General features: G+C 58.8%; 12 protein-coding genes and 1 rRNA gene. 7 read left to right on the forward strand and 6 right to left on the reverse strand.

Annotated elements, in window-relative coordinates:
• Window position 1: 1 nt before the first annotated feature.
• On the forward strand, window positions 2-727 hold the full coding sequence (locus C4J89_RS09200; protein ID WP_124362058.1) for a 2OG-Fe dioxygenase family protein: 726 nt from the start codon (window positions 2-4) through the stop codon (window positions 725-727).
• The gene (locus C4J89_RS09205) at window positions 724-1,971 is read left to right on the forward strand and encodes an MFS transporter (RefSeq protein ID WP_124414295.1); all 1,248 of its coding nucleotides are present in this window, start codon (window positions 724-726) and stop codon (window positions 1,969-1,971) included. Before C4J89_RS09200 ends, C4J89_RS09205 begins: the two co-directional genes overlap by 4 nt.
• Before the next feature lie 64 nt (window positions 1,972-2,035).
• On the opposite strand, the gene C4J89_RS09210 is transcribed toward C4J89_RS09205, so the two are convergent.
• Both C4J89_RS09210 and soxR read right to left on the reverse strand, forming a co-directional pair.
• Window positions 2,036-3,184: a DDE-type integrase/transposase/recombinase gene (locus C4J89_RS09210; RefSeq protein WP_124360843.1), complete on the reverse strand. Its 1,149-nt coding sequence runs from the start codon at window positions 3,182-3,184 to the stop codon at window positions 2,036-2,038.
• Between the two features lie 114 nt (window positions 3,185-3,298).
• Window positions 3,299-3,739: a redox-sensitive transcriptional activator SoxR gene (gene soxR, locus C4J89_RS09215; RefSeq protein WP_124414296.1), complete on the reverse strand. Its 441-nt coding sequence runs from the start codon at window positions 3,737-3,739 to the stop codon at window positions 3,299-3,301.
• Window positions 3,740-3,838: 99 nt separating this feature from the next.
• Here soxR and C4J89_RS09220 point away from each other — a divergent pair, with 99 nt between their 5' ends.
• On the forward strand, window positions 3,839-4,204 hold the full coding sequence (locus C4J89_RS09220; protein ID WP_124362061.1) for an antibiotic biosynthesis monooxygenase: 366 nt from the start codon (window positions 3,839-3,841) through the stop codon (window positions 4,202-4,204).
• Here the strand turns inward: C4J89_RS09220 and C4J89_RS09225 are convergent.
• Together C4J89_RS09225 and C4J89_RS09230 are read right to left on the reverse strand one after the other, a co-directional pair.
• Window positions 4,193-5,296 (reverse strand): sigma-54-dependent Fis family transcriptional regulator, encoded by a 1,104-nt coding sequence (locus tag C4J89_RS09225; protein WP_124414297.1) that lies wholly within the window; start codon window positions 5,294-5,296, stop codon window positions 4,193-4,195. The two genes, C4J89_RS09220 and C4J89_RS09225, sit on opposite strands and share 12 nt — an antisense overlap.
• A gap of 11 nt (window positions 5,297-5,307) precedes the next feature.
• Entirely contained in the window at window positions 5,308-6,495 is a 1,188-nt protein-coding gene (locus tag C4J89_RS09230; protein WP_124414298.1) for an acyl-CoA dehydrogenase family protein, read from the reverse strand.
• Window positions 6,496-6,763: 268 nt separating this feature from the next.
• Between C4J89_RS09230 and C4J89_RS09235 the strand changes: the two genes are divergently transcribed.
• From C4J89_RS09235 to C4J89_RS09245, 3 genes are all read left to right on the forward strand, one after another.
• Window positions 6,764-7,033, forward strand: a complete 270-nt coding sequence (locus C4J89_RS09235) for a hypothetical protein (protein WP_124362064.1) — start codon at window positions 6,764-6,766, stop codon at window positions 7,031-7,033.
• Window positions 7,034-7,266: 233 nt separating this feature from the next.
• Entirely contained in the window at window positions 7,267-8,427 is a 1,161-nt protein-coding gene (locus C4J89_RS09240) for a cysteine desulfurase family protein (RefSeq protein ID WP_124414299.1), read from the forward strand.
• 49 nt (window positions 8,428-8,476) lie between these two features.
• Window positions 8,477-10,285, forward strand: a complete 1,809-nt coding sequence (locus C4J89_RS09245; protein WP_124414300.1) for an aminopeptidase P family protein — start codon at window positions 8,477-8,479, stop codon at window positions 10,283-10,285.
• A gap of 69 nt (window positions 10,286-10,354) precedes the next feature.
• Here the strand turns inward: C4J89_RS09245 and C4J89_RS09250 are convergent, their stop codons facing one another.
• Window positions 10,355-10,636, reverse strand: a complete 282-nt coding sequence (locus C4J89_RS09250; RefSeq protein ID WP_124366501.1) for a hypothetical protein — start codon at window positions 10,634-10,636, stop codon at window positions 10,355-10,357.
• A gap of 168 nt (window positions 10,637-10,804) precedes the next feature.
• On the reverse strand, window positions 10,805-11,692 hold the full coding sequence (gene rhtA / locus C4J89_RS09255) for a threonine/homoserine exporter RhtA (RefSeq protein ID WP_124414301.1): 888 nt from the start codon (window positions 11,690-11,692) through the stop codon (window positions 10,805-10,807).
• A gap of 621 nt (window positions 11,693-12,313) precedes the next feature.
• Here rhtA and C4J89_RS09265 point away from each other — a divergent pair.
• Window positions 12,314-13,850: ribosomal RNA gene (locus C4J89_RS09265) — 16S ribosomal RNA — on the forward strand.
• The last annotated feature ends 71 nt before the right edge of the window (window positions 13,851-13,921 follow it).

Consider the following 13,921-nt stretch of genomic DNA (forward strand, 5'->3'; position numbering starts at 1 on the left):
TATGGACATCCCACGAATTAGCGCGCAGTTGCGCGAGCAGCATTACTGCCATCGCCGTGACTTTGGCGAACTGATCAATGTCGAGCCCGCAGAAGAGCAAAGTTTCCGGGCCTACTGGGCCAACCTGGTGCGCGACGAGGCGTTCAAGGCGTACACCCATCGTGAACGGCGGATTCTGCGCTATCGTTTATCACCTTCACGGCAGTTGCAGATCGACAGGAGCACCGCGTTCAAGTCGCCGGTCACCTACGCCGTCAACTATCGTCAGGGGGTGAACCACTTGAGCTATAGCGAGGAAGGCTTTATCGAGCATCCACTGATGCGCAAGCTGCTGACCACAGACTTGGCGGTGATCGCACCGCACCTGGGCGAACAGAGCTACACCATCGACATCCACCAGTTCCGCGTGCGTGCGGATGCCCAAGCGAGCAGCCCCACCACGTCGGGGATTCATCAGGATGGCCTGGATTGGGTGTTCATGCATTTTATCGGCGAGCACAATACGGTGCCGGTGGTGTCGGAAGTGTTCACCGGTGAAGCAGAGCACAGTCGGGTGTTGAATGTGCCCATGGAGCACTTCCTGGAAACCCTCGTGGTCAACGACCGCAGGCTCTACCATCGCGCCGGGGATGTACGGCCCAAGGTCGATTCGACACCCGCGTGGCGCGATATGCTGTTGGTCAGCCTGCGCAGCGTGCCCGCCGATCAAGAGGCGCCGCCCGCATGAGCCTCGATCAACAGCTGTACCTGTCGACCCGCAACGCGCGGCTGATCATTTTTGCTCGCGGCGTTTCGGACTTTGGCGCCTTTCTCAACCTGGTGGCCCTGTCCACCTATGTCTACTGGCTCAGCCAGAGCGTGGTGTTCGTCAGCATCTTCCTGGCGTGCCGCGTCACCGGTGGCATTGTCGCCAGCCTGTTTGGCATCCCGTTTTTCCGGCGCTTTGCCGGGCGCGGCACGTTGGCGGGGCTGGACCTGGCGCGAGCGTTGTTGCTGACGCCGCTGTTGCTGCTGATTCCCACCCATCAACTCAGCCTGTTGCCGTTCATTGCCTTTGGTATCGGCCTGTGCAATTCGCTGTTTGCCATTGGCCTCAACAGTCAGTTGCCCACCTGGGTTGCCCCTGAACAGCGGGTGAACACCAACGCCTGGATCACCTCGGCGGCCGCCACCGGCGCGGTGTTCGGCAGTTTGCTGTCGGGGTTGCTGATTGCCACCGGGGGATTCGAGGCGGTGTTCGCGGTGAATATCGGCACCTATGTGATTGCCGCTTGCCTGGTGCTGCCATTGCGCGGGTTGTACCGCGTCGCCATCGCCGCCCATCGCGGGCTCTCGGCCGAATGGCGCGAGTTGACCAAGGGGCTGCGCGCCGCGCCGGTATTGGCCGCGATGTTGTTGATCAGCATGCTCGACACCCTTGGCAGTGCGGCGCATAACGTCGGCTGGCCGGTGCTGTCCCAGTACATTTCCCCGGACACGGCCAAAACGGTGATGGGGTATCTGCTGGCGGTCTGGGCCTGCGGCAAGTTTATCGGGGCACGTATTGCCAGTGCGCTGTTGAAAGGTCGTGGCACGCCGAGCATGGAACGCCTGTTCATGTTCGGCGTGGCGCTGATGTCCAGCGGCTTTATCCTCACCTTCCAGCAAACCCAATTGTGGCTGGCGCTGCTGTTGGTGGTGTGGGCGGGGTTGGGAGACGGGCTGTCTGAAGTGGCGTTGGTCTCGCGTGCGCAAAGTGAGCCGGATAGCCTGCGCCTGCCGCTGTTCAGTTTATTGACCCTGATTCAAATGGCGGGCTTCGGCGTGGGGATGCTGGTGGTCGGGCCGTTCTACCTGACGTGGACGCCGGCCCAGGTGATTGTGCTGTTCCATGGGCTACCGCTGACGGCGCTGGCGGTAATGACCCTGTGGCTGGGGTGCACGGCTTACCGAAGCCGGCCGGACGTGTCGCGCACACCGCCCGCGCGTTGATAGCGACCGGTGGGAGGGGTGTAGAACCGTAGACATCGTTTACATCTGAAACCGGGGACATCGTTTACACATTTGAGGCTTGGACGCGGGTCATACCTCGCCCAAGCCTTCCCAGGGGATAATCACACAAGTACAAATCCCAAACATCATCCTCAGCCTCTTTAAGCCCTATCTGCTCCCCTGACAGCGCCTCGCTGATAAATACCAACTTGCCGTTCCACTTGATCGACCCGTCCTGTCTGACGCTTCGAACCTTCATTTCGGACGGATACTCCACATCCGGCAAGCATCCTGGGTAAGGCCGGGTAGACGGCACATACACGTCCCCTGGACGCTTCATACTGAGCGCTTCATGAGGGCGCACGTAATTGAACTCATGCCTGAAATGCTCCAGCAAAAGCTGCTGCTCGATTAAGTTTTCTCCTAAGGGCAGCTCCAGTTTCAAGCTACGGTGCATCCGCTCATGGCGACCATTTTGGGCCGGTCTTCCTGGCATGGTGCGCTCCGGATAGATGCCCAGACGTATCCACCAAACTGCCAGCGTGGATATTCTTGCCAGGCCAGGAGAGGCAAACGGAACACCGTTGTCCGACCGAATAACTTCGGGCATGCCATACTCCTGAAACAGTCTCTCAAAGGCTTGTTTAACAGGTTCAGTCTTGATCTTTGAATGAGCCCTGCACGCCAAAATCATCCGGGAAGCGTGGTCTGTGATGGTCAAAGGGAAGCACATCTGCGCGTTATGCATTTTGAATTGCCCTTTGTAGTCGGCGCACCACGTCTGGTTAGGTTCGTTGGCCTCGCGCATTACTACAGGGGAAGTACCGTGTCTGCGCTTGAAGCGCCGCTTTTGGACGAGCCCAAGTCGATCAAGCCATTGGCCTGCTGTACTTGGGGAAGGCCAGGCGATGGAGGGATCTTCAAGTCGCAATAGCTCGAGAAGCTTCTTCGGACCCCATTTATCGTGCGCCTCCTTCATCGCCACCACACGGGCCAGGATTTCATCGTCGGTTTTATTGGGGCTGTTGTGAGGGCGTCGGGACAGTTCGGCTAACGACTTTAAATCACCATTGTGCCGGCCGATCCATTTGTCGACGGTAGGCCGACTTACGTTAAAGCGGCGCGCCAGCTGGCTTTTGGTGTAATTACCAGAAAGCCAGTCAGCGACCAGTCTGATTCGTTGATTCATCGGAGACTCTTGGTTCCAGGGCATGATCAGTTACCTCCTGATCATGCGTATTAACCTGTAAACCATGTCCCCGGTTAGAAATGTAAACGATGTCCCCGGTTTGTACCGGGGTGAGCCCCTTCCCACCTGGGTAGCGCCTCAACTGGGTTCAAGCAACTGCGCTCCCGGCCCACGCTCACCGAGTTGGTCACCCTGGTTGCGCAACGGGCAGGCGTCCATCGACAAGCACCCGCAGCCGATACAGCCATTGAGCTTGTCGCGCAGTTGCACCAGCTTGTTGATCCGCTCATCCAGGTCTTCCCGCCAGCGTGCCGACAGGCGTGCCCAATCCTTGGCCGTCGGTGTGCGGCCTTCAGGTAATGCTTGCAGCGCCTCGCCGATGGTGGCCAACGGAATGCCCAGGCGTTGGGCGATCTTGATCACTACCACTCGCCGCAACACGTCACGCGGGTAGCGCCGTTGGTTACCGGCGTTGCGATTGCTTTTGATCAGCCCCTTGGTTTCGTAGAAATGCAGGGCGGTGACGGCCACGCCGCTACGGGCGGCCAACTGGCCAACGGTGAGTTGCTTGTCGAGCATACAAACTCCGATTCATCACTTGACCTTGACTTAACTAGAGGTTTTACCCTGCGTGGCACTGAATCGCAAGATTCTGCCTACAGAGAAAGGGGAGTGTTCATGCAGGTATCAGAGAAGAATCGCAGCTTCACGCAGTTGATCGAATTTCAGATCGACCCCCGCCAGCAGTCTGCCCTGGTGGCGGCCCTGACCGTCCAGAGCGAGCGACTGGCCGAGAACCATGGTGGCTTTTTGAGTGCGAGCGTGCAGGTCAGCGATGATGGGCGGCGGGTGCTCAACTGCCTGCAATGGCAATCCCGCGAGGATGGCGAGGCGGCCTTCCGGCGCTTCGAGCAAGGCGGCGAAGACCTCTGGACGCTGATCCGGATGCACCAGGCCAGGGCGGTGACCTTTGATTCATTTCAGGTGCTGCGCAGTTTTGAGCGCAGCCATGACGACGCCTTGCACTGCCGCCTAAATGGATAGGTGCAGCATCCGCTCGCCCTGCAGGTTTCCCCCAGGCCGACGCTTGTTGACTGCCAGCTCGCCGATCTTGATCAGCCGTGTGCGCGTGACGTTGCGGCTCAAGCCCAGCAGGCTGGCGGTGTGCACCTGGTTGTAATGGCTGAAGCGGTACGCGGCGCGTAACAGCGCATCCTCGACCTTTTCGTGCAGGGCGCCGGCCTGTTCCTCGAACAGCTTTTGAAAGGCGCGCGCCAGCAACGCTTCGGCGCTGTTGTCGGTGCCGTGCTGGCTGTCGTCCTGGCGCTCGATGCGCAGGTTCGACAGGCGCAGATCATCGCGTTCGATCACGCTGTTGCGGCAGATCAGCAGGGTATGGTGAATCACGTTTTCCAGCTCGCGGATATTGCCCGGCCAACTGTAGCTGCGCAGTTTTTGCTCGGCCTCACGGCTGATGGTGATCGGACCGTAGCCCAGGCGTTGGCTGTAGGCTTCGATGAAGTGTCGGGTCAGTGGCAGGATATCGCCGGGACGCTCGCGCAGGGGGCTCAGCTCCAGGCTGACCACGTCGAGACGGTAGTAGAGGTCTTCGCGGAAGTGCCCGGCATTGATGGCCTTTTCCAGTTGCACGTTGGTTGCCGCCAGTACCCGGACGTTGATCGGAATGCTCTTGCGCGAGCCCAGGCGCACCACTTCGCGCTCCTGCAGCACGCGCAGCAGCTTGACCTGAATGGCCATGGGCAGATCGCCGATTTCGTCGAGGAACAAGGTGCCGCCGTCCGCCTCTTCGAACCAGCCCGCCTTGGCGCTGAGGGCGCCGGTAAAGGCACCTTTTTCGTGGCCGAACAGCTCGGCTTCGACGAGGGATTCAGAGAACGCCCCGCAGTTCACCGCCACGAATGGCCGGTTGCGCCGCGCGCTGAGGTTGTGGATATGGCGCGCCACCAGTTCTTTTCCGGTGCCGGTTTCGCCGATGATCAGCACGCTGGCTTCGCTGGGCGCCACTTGCTGGATATGGTCGAGCAGAGCCTGGGATTTCGGGTCTTCGAACACCTGGGCCGTGGCACGGATCGAGGTCGCGAGGGCAGGCGAGGGTGGGAGGGTCAACAGCTGCATGGGCACCTCTCTTAGGAATAGAACGTGGGAATCGGCAGGGCCTGGTTTAACGCCCAGTCACCCAGTTCGTGGAGTTTGTAATCCAGCGGGTCGTGCAGGGTTTGCGTGCGCAGGTTGCGCCAGTGGCGGTCCAGGCGCAGTGACGCGTGGGTGGACCGCGCGCCGGTGACGTCGAACAGACGGGTACACAGGTCCAGGCCCTGGCGCGTCGCGGCCACTTTGGCGGTGGCGATGGCAATGGCCAGCTGGCCGCGTTCCTGTTCGCTGAGGCTTTGGCCTTTGGCCCATGCCTGGTCGAACAGCTCTGCGGCGCGTTCCACCAACAGGCGCACGCCTTGCAGCGCGACCCAGAAGTCGCCGTAGTGGTGCAGAACGTAAGGGTCCTGGCGCACGTCCTCGGCCATGGATTTATGCCACGCACGGGTTTCGGTGAGCGTGTAGTGGCGCGCCTCTTCGAAAGCGCCTTCGGCAATGCCTAAAAACATATGGGTGAAGGTCAGTTGCGCGATCAACGGCCGCAGGCAGGCGAAAGGCGTGCTCAGTGGGCCCGGTTCGAGCAGTAATTCCGACTCCTCAACGCGCACCCGTTCAAAGCTGGCGCTGCCGCTGTCGGTCTGGCGCTGGCCGATGGTGTTCCAGTCATTGTGCAAGGTGATCCCGCTGCGCCCGCTGGGAATGGCGGCAATCAGCAGCTTGCCTCCGGCGCTTTCATCCACCGCCGAGGCGATGAGCATTTCTGAATCGTTGGCGCCGGAGCAGAAACTTTTCTTGCCGGAAAATTCCCGCCAGCCGCCGAAGTCCCTGACTACCGTGCGCGTGTCCAGCGGGTTGAGAGCATTGCCCCAGAACCAGTTCTTGCGCGCGGTTTGTTCGAACCAGGGTTGCCATTGGTCCGGGCGGGCAAACAGGCGCACGGTGGCGAGCATCAAGTGGTGGAAGCCGAAGACATGGGCGATGGAACTGTCGACCTTGGCGAACTCGCGCACGATGCCCAGCGTTTCGCTCCAACGCGCACCGAGGCCGCCGTATTGGCGGGGAATACTCAGGGCGAGCAGGCCACTGTGGCGCAGGGCGTCACGTTCGGCCTTGGGTGTGCCGCCGCGTTCGTCACGCTCGACGGCGCTGAGGGCGAATTCGGCGGCCAGCAGTTTGGCGGTCTGCAGTGCACTGGGCAGGACGCTTTGGGGGTTGGCGGTCAAGGGAGAACCTCAATCTTGTTTGGCAATGCAATCGGATGTGGGTTGGGCCTCGTCTGGCGGGCAGCGTTGTGGTGTTTATAGAGGGATTCTTATATTCCGTAAATTAATTGATTCACATATTTATATATCTTAAAAGAATATAGCGTTGTGCCTATTGAGACTGCCGCCACGGTTGATAGCCACTATCGAGGACGGTGATTTTTCCCTGGGCAGGGGCGGGAGTAGCCTGTGTTCATTGACTCGACACCTCCTTCGCAGGGCTACCGCCATGAACCGTTCACTCGCTGTTTCGCTGATGCTTGTCACCGCTGTCCTCGCTGGATGTGCAACCCATCCGGCGCCTGAATTGCGGCCTTACACGGAACAGGAAACCAGACAGCTGGCGTTGGAAGCGCTGAGCCGCCGCGGATTGTCCTTCGATGAATATCAGCAGCAGCGGGCGGCATTGACCGGCCAGCCACAAAAAACCTTTGGTTTTGATCACCAGGGCGAAATGAACGCCGAGCGCAGCGTAGCCCTGAAGGATCGCCCCAGTTGAGCGGCGCTGGTACGGTGAAGAACCCGAGTGTTCCCATAAGGAAACTCGGGTTTTTTGTTTTCCATGGCGTGACTTCAGCCTGTTAAGCTGAATTTCAGGAGCGTTCCTACGCACATTTTCATAAAGTGGTCCTTCTATAACGGCATCCGATCAGTTAAACCTGACGACCTCTGTTCTGTTCGATGCCCCCGCGACACTGTTCTCGGGAACACGCTCTGCGAGTTTTTAACGCCATGAATAAACGTCCGTTGTATTTCGACTACGCCGCCACCACACCGGTGGATGAGCGGGTCATCCAGGTGATGGTTGAGTGTCTGGGTTTCAATGCCAATTTCGGTAACCCGGCGTCCAGTTCCCACGCCTTCGGCCAAGCGGCGCGGCAAACGGTCGAGCAGGCGCGTCGCCAGGTGGCCGAACTGGTTGGCGCCCAGCCCGAGCAGATCGTCTGGACCTCCGGCGCCACCGAGTCCAACAACCTTGCACTCAAGGGCGTGGCCCAGGCGCGTGGCGTGGCGGGCGGGCATATCATCACCAGCCAGATCGAGCACAAGGCCACACTCGACACCGCGCGCCAATTGCAGGAAGCCGGGGTGGCGGTGACGTATCTGGTGCCTGATGCCGATGGCTTGATCAGTGTCGAGGCGGTCAGTGAAGCACTGCGTGAAGACACCTTTCTGGTCTCGCTGATGCTGGTCAATAACGAGCTGGGCACGTTGAACGACATCCCGGCTATCGGCGCACGGGTGCGCGAGCACGGGGCGTTGTTTCACGTGGACGCGGCGCAAGGGGCGGGCAAGGTGGCCATCGACCTGGCGCAGTGGCCGGTGGATTTGATGTCGTTTTCCGCCCACAAGCTTTACGGTCCGAAGGGCATCGGCGCGTTGTATGTAGGACCGCGTGCGCAGCAGAAGGTGTTGGCGCAGATTCATGGTGGCGGGCATGAGGGCGGCTTGCGTTCGGGTACCCTGGCCACTCACCAGATTGCGGGCATGGGCACGGCGTTCGCCCTGGCAGCAGCGTCTTTCGCCGAGGAGAAGGCACAGATCGTAGCCTTGCGTCAGCGTCTGCTGGATCAATTGGCGTCGATCGCGGGTCTGCGCCTCAACGGCAGCCCCACACAGCGAATCCCCCATACCCTTAGCCTTACGTTCAATGAAGGCGAGTTCAACGCGGCTGCGTTGAGTGCAGGGATTGCCTTCTCGGCGACTTCAGCGTGCAATTCGGCCAGCAACGCGCCGTCCCATGTGCTTCTGGCCCTCGGGCATGACGCCCGCAGCGCCGGCCGTACCATTCGCCTGAGCCTGGGCCGGTTTACCACCGAGCGGGATATCGACGAAGCGGTACAACTGATCAAGTCGGCACTGGCCAGCGCACCGGCGTTCTGGGCCGTCTGAAACTTCATTCGCAGTGCATAACAATTATTAGCGGTTAGCAGGAGACACAATGACTACGCAGCCTTTGACCCATGGAACGGTTCCCCAGCGCCTGGCGCAAACCCGTGAGCTGATGAGCCGAGAGGGGATTCATGCCCTGCTGGTACCGTCTGCGGACCCGCATTTGTCCGAGTACCTGCCCGGATACTGGCAGGGGCGTCAATGGTTGTCCGGGTTCCATGGTTCGGTGGGGACGCTGATCGTCACTGCGGAGTTTGCCGGGGTGTGGGCCGACAGCCGCTACTGGGAACAGGCGACCAAGGAGCTCAAGGGCAGCGGTATCGAACTGGTGAAACTGCAACCGGGCCAGCCCGGACCGCTTGAATGGCTGGCTGAACAAACCCCGGAAGGTGGCGTTGTGGCGGTGGATGGCGCGGTAATGGCCGTGGCCTCGGCGCGCACTCTGGGTGACAAGCTGGCGCAGCGTGGCGCGCGCTTGCGCACGGACATCGATCTGCTCAATGCTGTCTGGCATGACCGCCCGGCGCTGCCGAACCAGCCGATCTATCAGCACCTGCCGCCGCAGGCGACCCTCAGCCGCAGCGAAAAACTCGCGGCCCTGCGCGCCAGCCTCAAAGACAAAGGCGCTGACTGGCATTTCATTGCGACCCTGGATGACATCGCCTGGTTGTTCAACCTGCGCGGTGGCGATGTATCGTTCAACCCAGTGTTCGTATCCTTTGCCCTGATCAATCAACAGCAGGCCACCTTGTTCGTGGCGCTGAGCAAGGTCGATGCCGAGTTGCGCGCTGCGCTTGAGCGCGATGGCGTGAGCGTGCGCGACTACAGTGATGTGGCTGATGCGCTGCGAGCCGTACCGTCCGGAGCAAGCCTGCAGATTGATCCGGCGCGCGTGACGGCCGGTTTACTGGAACATCTCGACGCCGGCGTGATGCTGGTAGAAGGCTTGAACCCCACCACACTGGCCAAGTCGCGCAAAAGCCTGGCCGATGCCGAACATATCCGGCAGGCCATGGAACAGGATGGCGCCGCCTTGTGCGAATTTTTCGCCTGGCTGGAGTCGGCCTTGGGACGTGAACGCATCACTGAACTGACTATCGATGAGCATCTGACGGCAGCGCGTGCCCGCCGTCCGGGGTATGTGTCGCTGAGTTTCAATACCATTGCTGCCTTCAATGCCAATGGCGCGATGCCGCATTACCACGCCACGCCAGAAGAGCATGCCGTGATCGAAGGCGATGGCTTATTGCTGATCGACTCCGGTGGCCAGTACCTGGGCGGTACCACGGATATCACGCGGATGGTGCCCATCGGTACGCCGAGCGCAGAGCAGAAACGTGATTGCACGCGGGTGCTCAAGGGCGTGATTGCCTTGTCCCGCGCTCAATTCCCCAAAGGCATCCTGTCGCCGTTGCTGGACGCCATCGCGCGTGCGCCGATCTGGGCCGAGGGCGTGGATTACGGCCACGGTACAGGTCACGGTGTAGGGTATTTCCTCAACGTGCACGAAGGCCCGCAGGTGATCGCCTACCAGGCTGCAGCTGCACCGCAAACGGCGATGCAGCCGGGCATGATCACGTCGATTGAGCCGGGCACCTACCGCCCTGGACGTTGGGGCGTGCGCATCGAAAACCTGGTGTTGAACCGTGAAGCGGGGACCACCGAATTTGGTGATTTCCTCAGATTCGAAACCCTGACCTTGTGCCCGATCGACACCCGTTGCCTGGAGCCTTCCTTGCTCACGGCGGATGAGCGCGAGTGGTTCAACGCTTATCACGCCCAGGTGCGTGAACGCCTGAGCCCGCTACTCAGTGGCGAGGCGCTCACGTGGTTACAGGTGCGCACAGCGGCGATTTGATCGCGGGCTGACTGAGGGCTTCGCGCTGTGCTGCCTTGATCGCGACCGATCAGGGCAGCACTCAGGCGGCTACTTACAAATGACGATCATACTGCGACTGGTGTAGCCGGCAGGGTTGAGGCCGAAGGGGTAATCGCCGGGTTCTTCGGCGTTATCGCCGGATTTTGCGATAACCCGATAGCCCTTGGTGCCGCAGGAATCGGCCGCACTGGTGTAGCACTTATCCCAGGAGGAGGACAGGCCCGAGCAGTTGATATGCAGCCCTTTCTTGCCTCGCTTCACTTCTGTTTTCGTGGTCGCGGCACAGCCGGCAATGCCTACGACCAGCAACAGTATCAAAATTCGTTTCATTCCCATCCTTAAATAGCCGCTTCGCAAAAGAAACGAAGCCGGCCTTTACTCGCTCTCGAGCGTAGCGTTCATGCTGTCCGTGTCGAGTTTCTCCATGAAAGACCTTCGTTTACGGCCTAAACATGGCCTAAATGAGCAGTAAATACCAGCGCTGCCTTTTTAAAGAGCTCAGTCGGCGGGCACCAGCGGTTTGGATTCGTTGCGCATTGTCAGTGTGGCCCCAACGGAGGCCAGAATGATGCAGGTGATCGCCAGCCATTGCGCGAGCGTCAGGTGTTCATGCAGGAAGAACAGCCCGGAGAGGGCGCCGAACGCCGGCTCGATACTCATCAGGGTGCCGAACGTACGCGCGGGCAGGCGGGTGAGCGCAACCATTTCCAGTGTGTAGGGCAGCGCTGTCGATAAAATGGCGACACCGATGGCGATGGGGATCAAGCCGGGAGTCAGCAGCGCGGTCCCTGCGTGCACGATGCCGATTGGCGCGACGAACAAAGCGGCAATCATGACGCCGAGCGCGGCGGTCTGCACACCGTTATCGTTACCAGCCTTTTGGCCGAACAGAATATAAAGCGCCCAGCAGACACCAGCGCCGAGAGCATAGGCGGCACCGATCGCGTCGATGCCACTGCTGGTTTCGCCCGTCGGTATCAGCAGGAGTAAACCGACGACTGCGAGCGCGATCCACAAGAAGTCCACTGCCCGGCGCGATGCATACAGGGCGACGGCGAGCGGGCCGGTGAATTCCAGCGCTACCGCAATACCCAGGGGCACGGTGCGCAACGACATATAGAAGAGAAAATTCATGCCGCCCAGCGCCATGCCGTAGACAACTACAGTGCGCAAGGACTTGGCCGTCAGCTTGGCGCGCCATGGGCGTAATAGAAGCAGCATGATCACGCTGGCGAAAATCAAGCGCAGGGTGGTGGTACCTTGCGCGCCGATGACAGGGAACATGCTTTTGGCCAGCGAGGCGCCGGACTGGATGGATGCCATCGCTATTAACAGCAGGCCAACAGGGAACAGTATGGAGGCCAGGCTGCGGGGTGGGGTGGTCATTGAAGGTTTTCGTCCGAAGTCTTTCATATAAAGGGCAGAGCGCTGATGCGCTTAACGGGCACGTAATGCGCAATATACTGCTCAAGTGCAGAGGATTTAAAGAGTTTCGGGCTGTTTGATAGGAAATTCAAATTAAACGTTGACGGCAGATTTTGTGCGCCTATAATTCGCCCCACTTCCGGCGCAGTCGAAACGGAAAACTTCTTGGTAAACAATGAGTTAAGTAGGTTTCGACGGTAAGTTGCTTCAGTTCATCGAAGCCAAAAGGAAGTTGAAAAAGAGGTGTTGACAGCAGCGAGTAACGCTGTAGAATTCGCCTCCCGCTTACGAGAGATCGCAAGCGCAAGTGGTTGAAGTTGTTGAAGAAATCTTCGAAAACTTCTGAAAATAACCGCTTGACAGCAAATGAGGCTGCTGTAGAATGCGCGCCTCGGTTGAGACGAATAGCTCTTAACCAACCGCTCTTTAACAACTGAATCAAGCAATTCGTGTGGGTGCTTGTGGAGTCAGGCTGATAGTCAACAAGATTATCAGCATCACAAGTTACTCCGCGAGAAATCAAAGATGTAACCAACGATTGCTGAGCCAAGTTTAGGGTTTCTTAAAAACCCAAAGATGTTTGAACTGAAGAGTTTGATCATGGCTCAGATTGAACGCTGGCGGCAGGCCTAACACATGCAAGTCGAGCGGTAGAGAGAAGCTTGCTTCTCTTGAGAGCGGCGGACGGGTGAGTAATGCCTAGGAATCTGCCTGGTAGTGGGGGATAACGTTCGGAAACGGACGCTAATACCGCATACGTCCTACGGGAGAAAGCAGGGGACCTTCGGGCCTTGCGCTATCAGATGAGCCTAGGTCGGATTAGCTAGTTGGTGAGGTAATGGCTCACCAAGGCGACGATCCGTAACTGGTCTGAGAGGATGATCAGTCACACTGGAACTGAGACACGGTCCAGACTCCTACGGGAGGCAGCAGTGGGGAATATTGGACAATGGGCGAAAGCCTGATCCAGCCATGCCGCGTGTGTGAAGAAGGTCTTCGGATTGTAAAGCACTTTAAGTTGGGAGGAAGGGCAGTTACCTAATACGTGATTGTTTTGACGTTACCGACAGAATAAGCACCGGCTAACTCTGTGCCAGCAGCCGCGGTAATACAGAGGGTGCAAGCGTTAATCGGAATTACTGGGCGTAAAGCGCGCGTAGGTGGTTTGTTAAGTTGGATGTGAAATCCCCGGGCTCAACCTGGGAACTGCATTCAAAACTGACTGACTAGAGTGTGGTAGAGGGTGGTGGAATTTCCTGTGTAGCGGTGAAATGCGTAGATATAGGAAGGAACACCAGTGGCGAAGGCGACCACCTGGACCAACACTGACACTGAGGTGCGAAAGCGTGGGGAGCAAACAGGATTAGATACCCTGGTAGTCCACGCCGTAAACGATGTCAACTAGCCGTTGGGAGCCTTGAGCTCTTAGTGGCGCAGCTAACGCATTAAGTTGACCGCCTGGGGAGTACGGCCGCAAGGTTAAAACTCAAATGAATTGACGGGGGCCCGCACAAGCGGTGGAGCATGTGGTTTAATTCGAAGCAACGCGAAGAACCTTACCAGGCCTTGACATCCAATGAACTTTCTAGAGATAGATTGGTGCCTTCGGGAACATTGAGACAGGTGCTGCATGGCTGTCGTCAGCTCGTGTCGTGAGATGTTGGGTTAAGTCCCGTAACGAGCGCAACCCTTGTCCTTAGTTACCAGCACGTTATGGTGGGCACTCTAAGGAGACTGCCGGTGACAAACCGGAGGAAGGTGGGGATGACGTCAAGTCATCATGGCCCTTACGGCCTGGGCTACACACGTGCTACAATGGTCGGTACAGAGGGTTGCCAAGCCGCGAGGTGGAGCTAATCCCAGAAAACCGATCGTAGTCCGGATCGCAGTCTGCAACTCGACTGCGTGAAGTCGGAATCGCTAGTAATCGCGAATCAGAATGTCGCGGTGAATACGTTCCCGGGCCTTGTACACACCGCCCGTCACACCATGGGAGTGGGTTGCACCAGAAGTAGCTAGTCTAACCTTCGGGAGGACGGTTACCACGGTGTGATTCATGACTGGGGTGAAGTCGTAACAAGGTAGCCGTAGGGGAACCTGCGGCTGGATCACCTCCTTAATCGACGACATCAGCTGCTCCATAAGTTCCCACACGAATTGCTTGATTCATTGAAGAAGACGATAGAAGCA

The sequence above is a fragment of the Pseudomonas sp. R4-35-07 genome (genome assembly GCF_003852235.1).
Lineage (GTDB): Bacteria > Pseudomonadota > Gammaproteobacteria > Pseudomonadales > Pseudomonadaceae > Aquipseudomonas.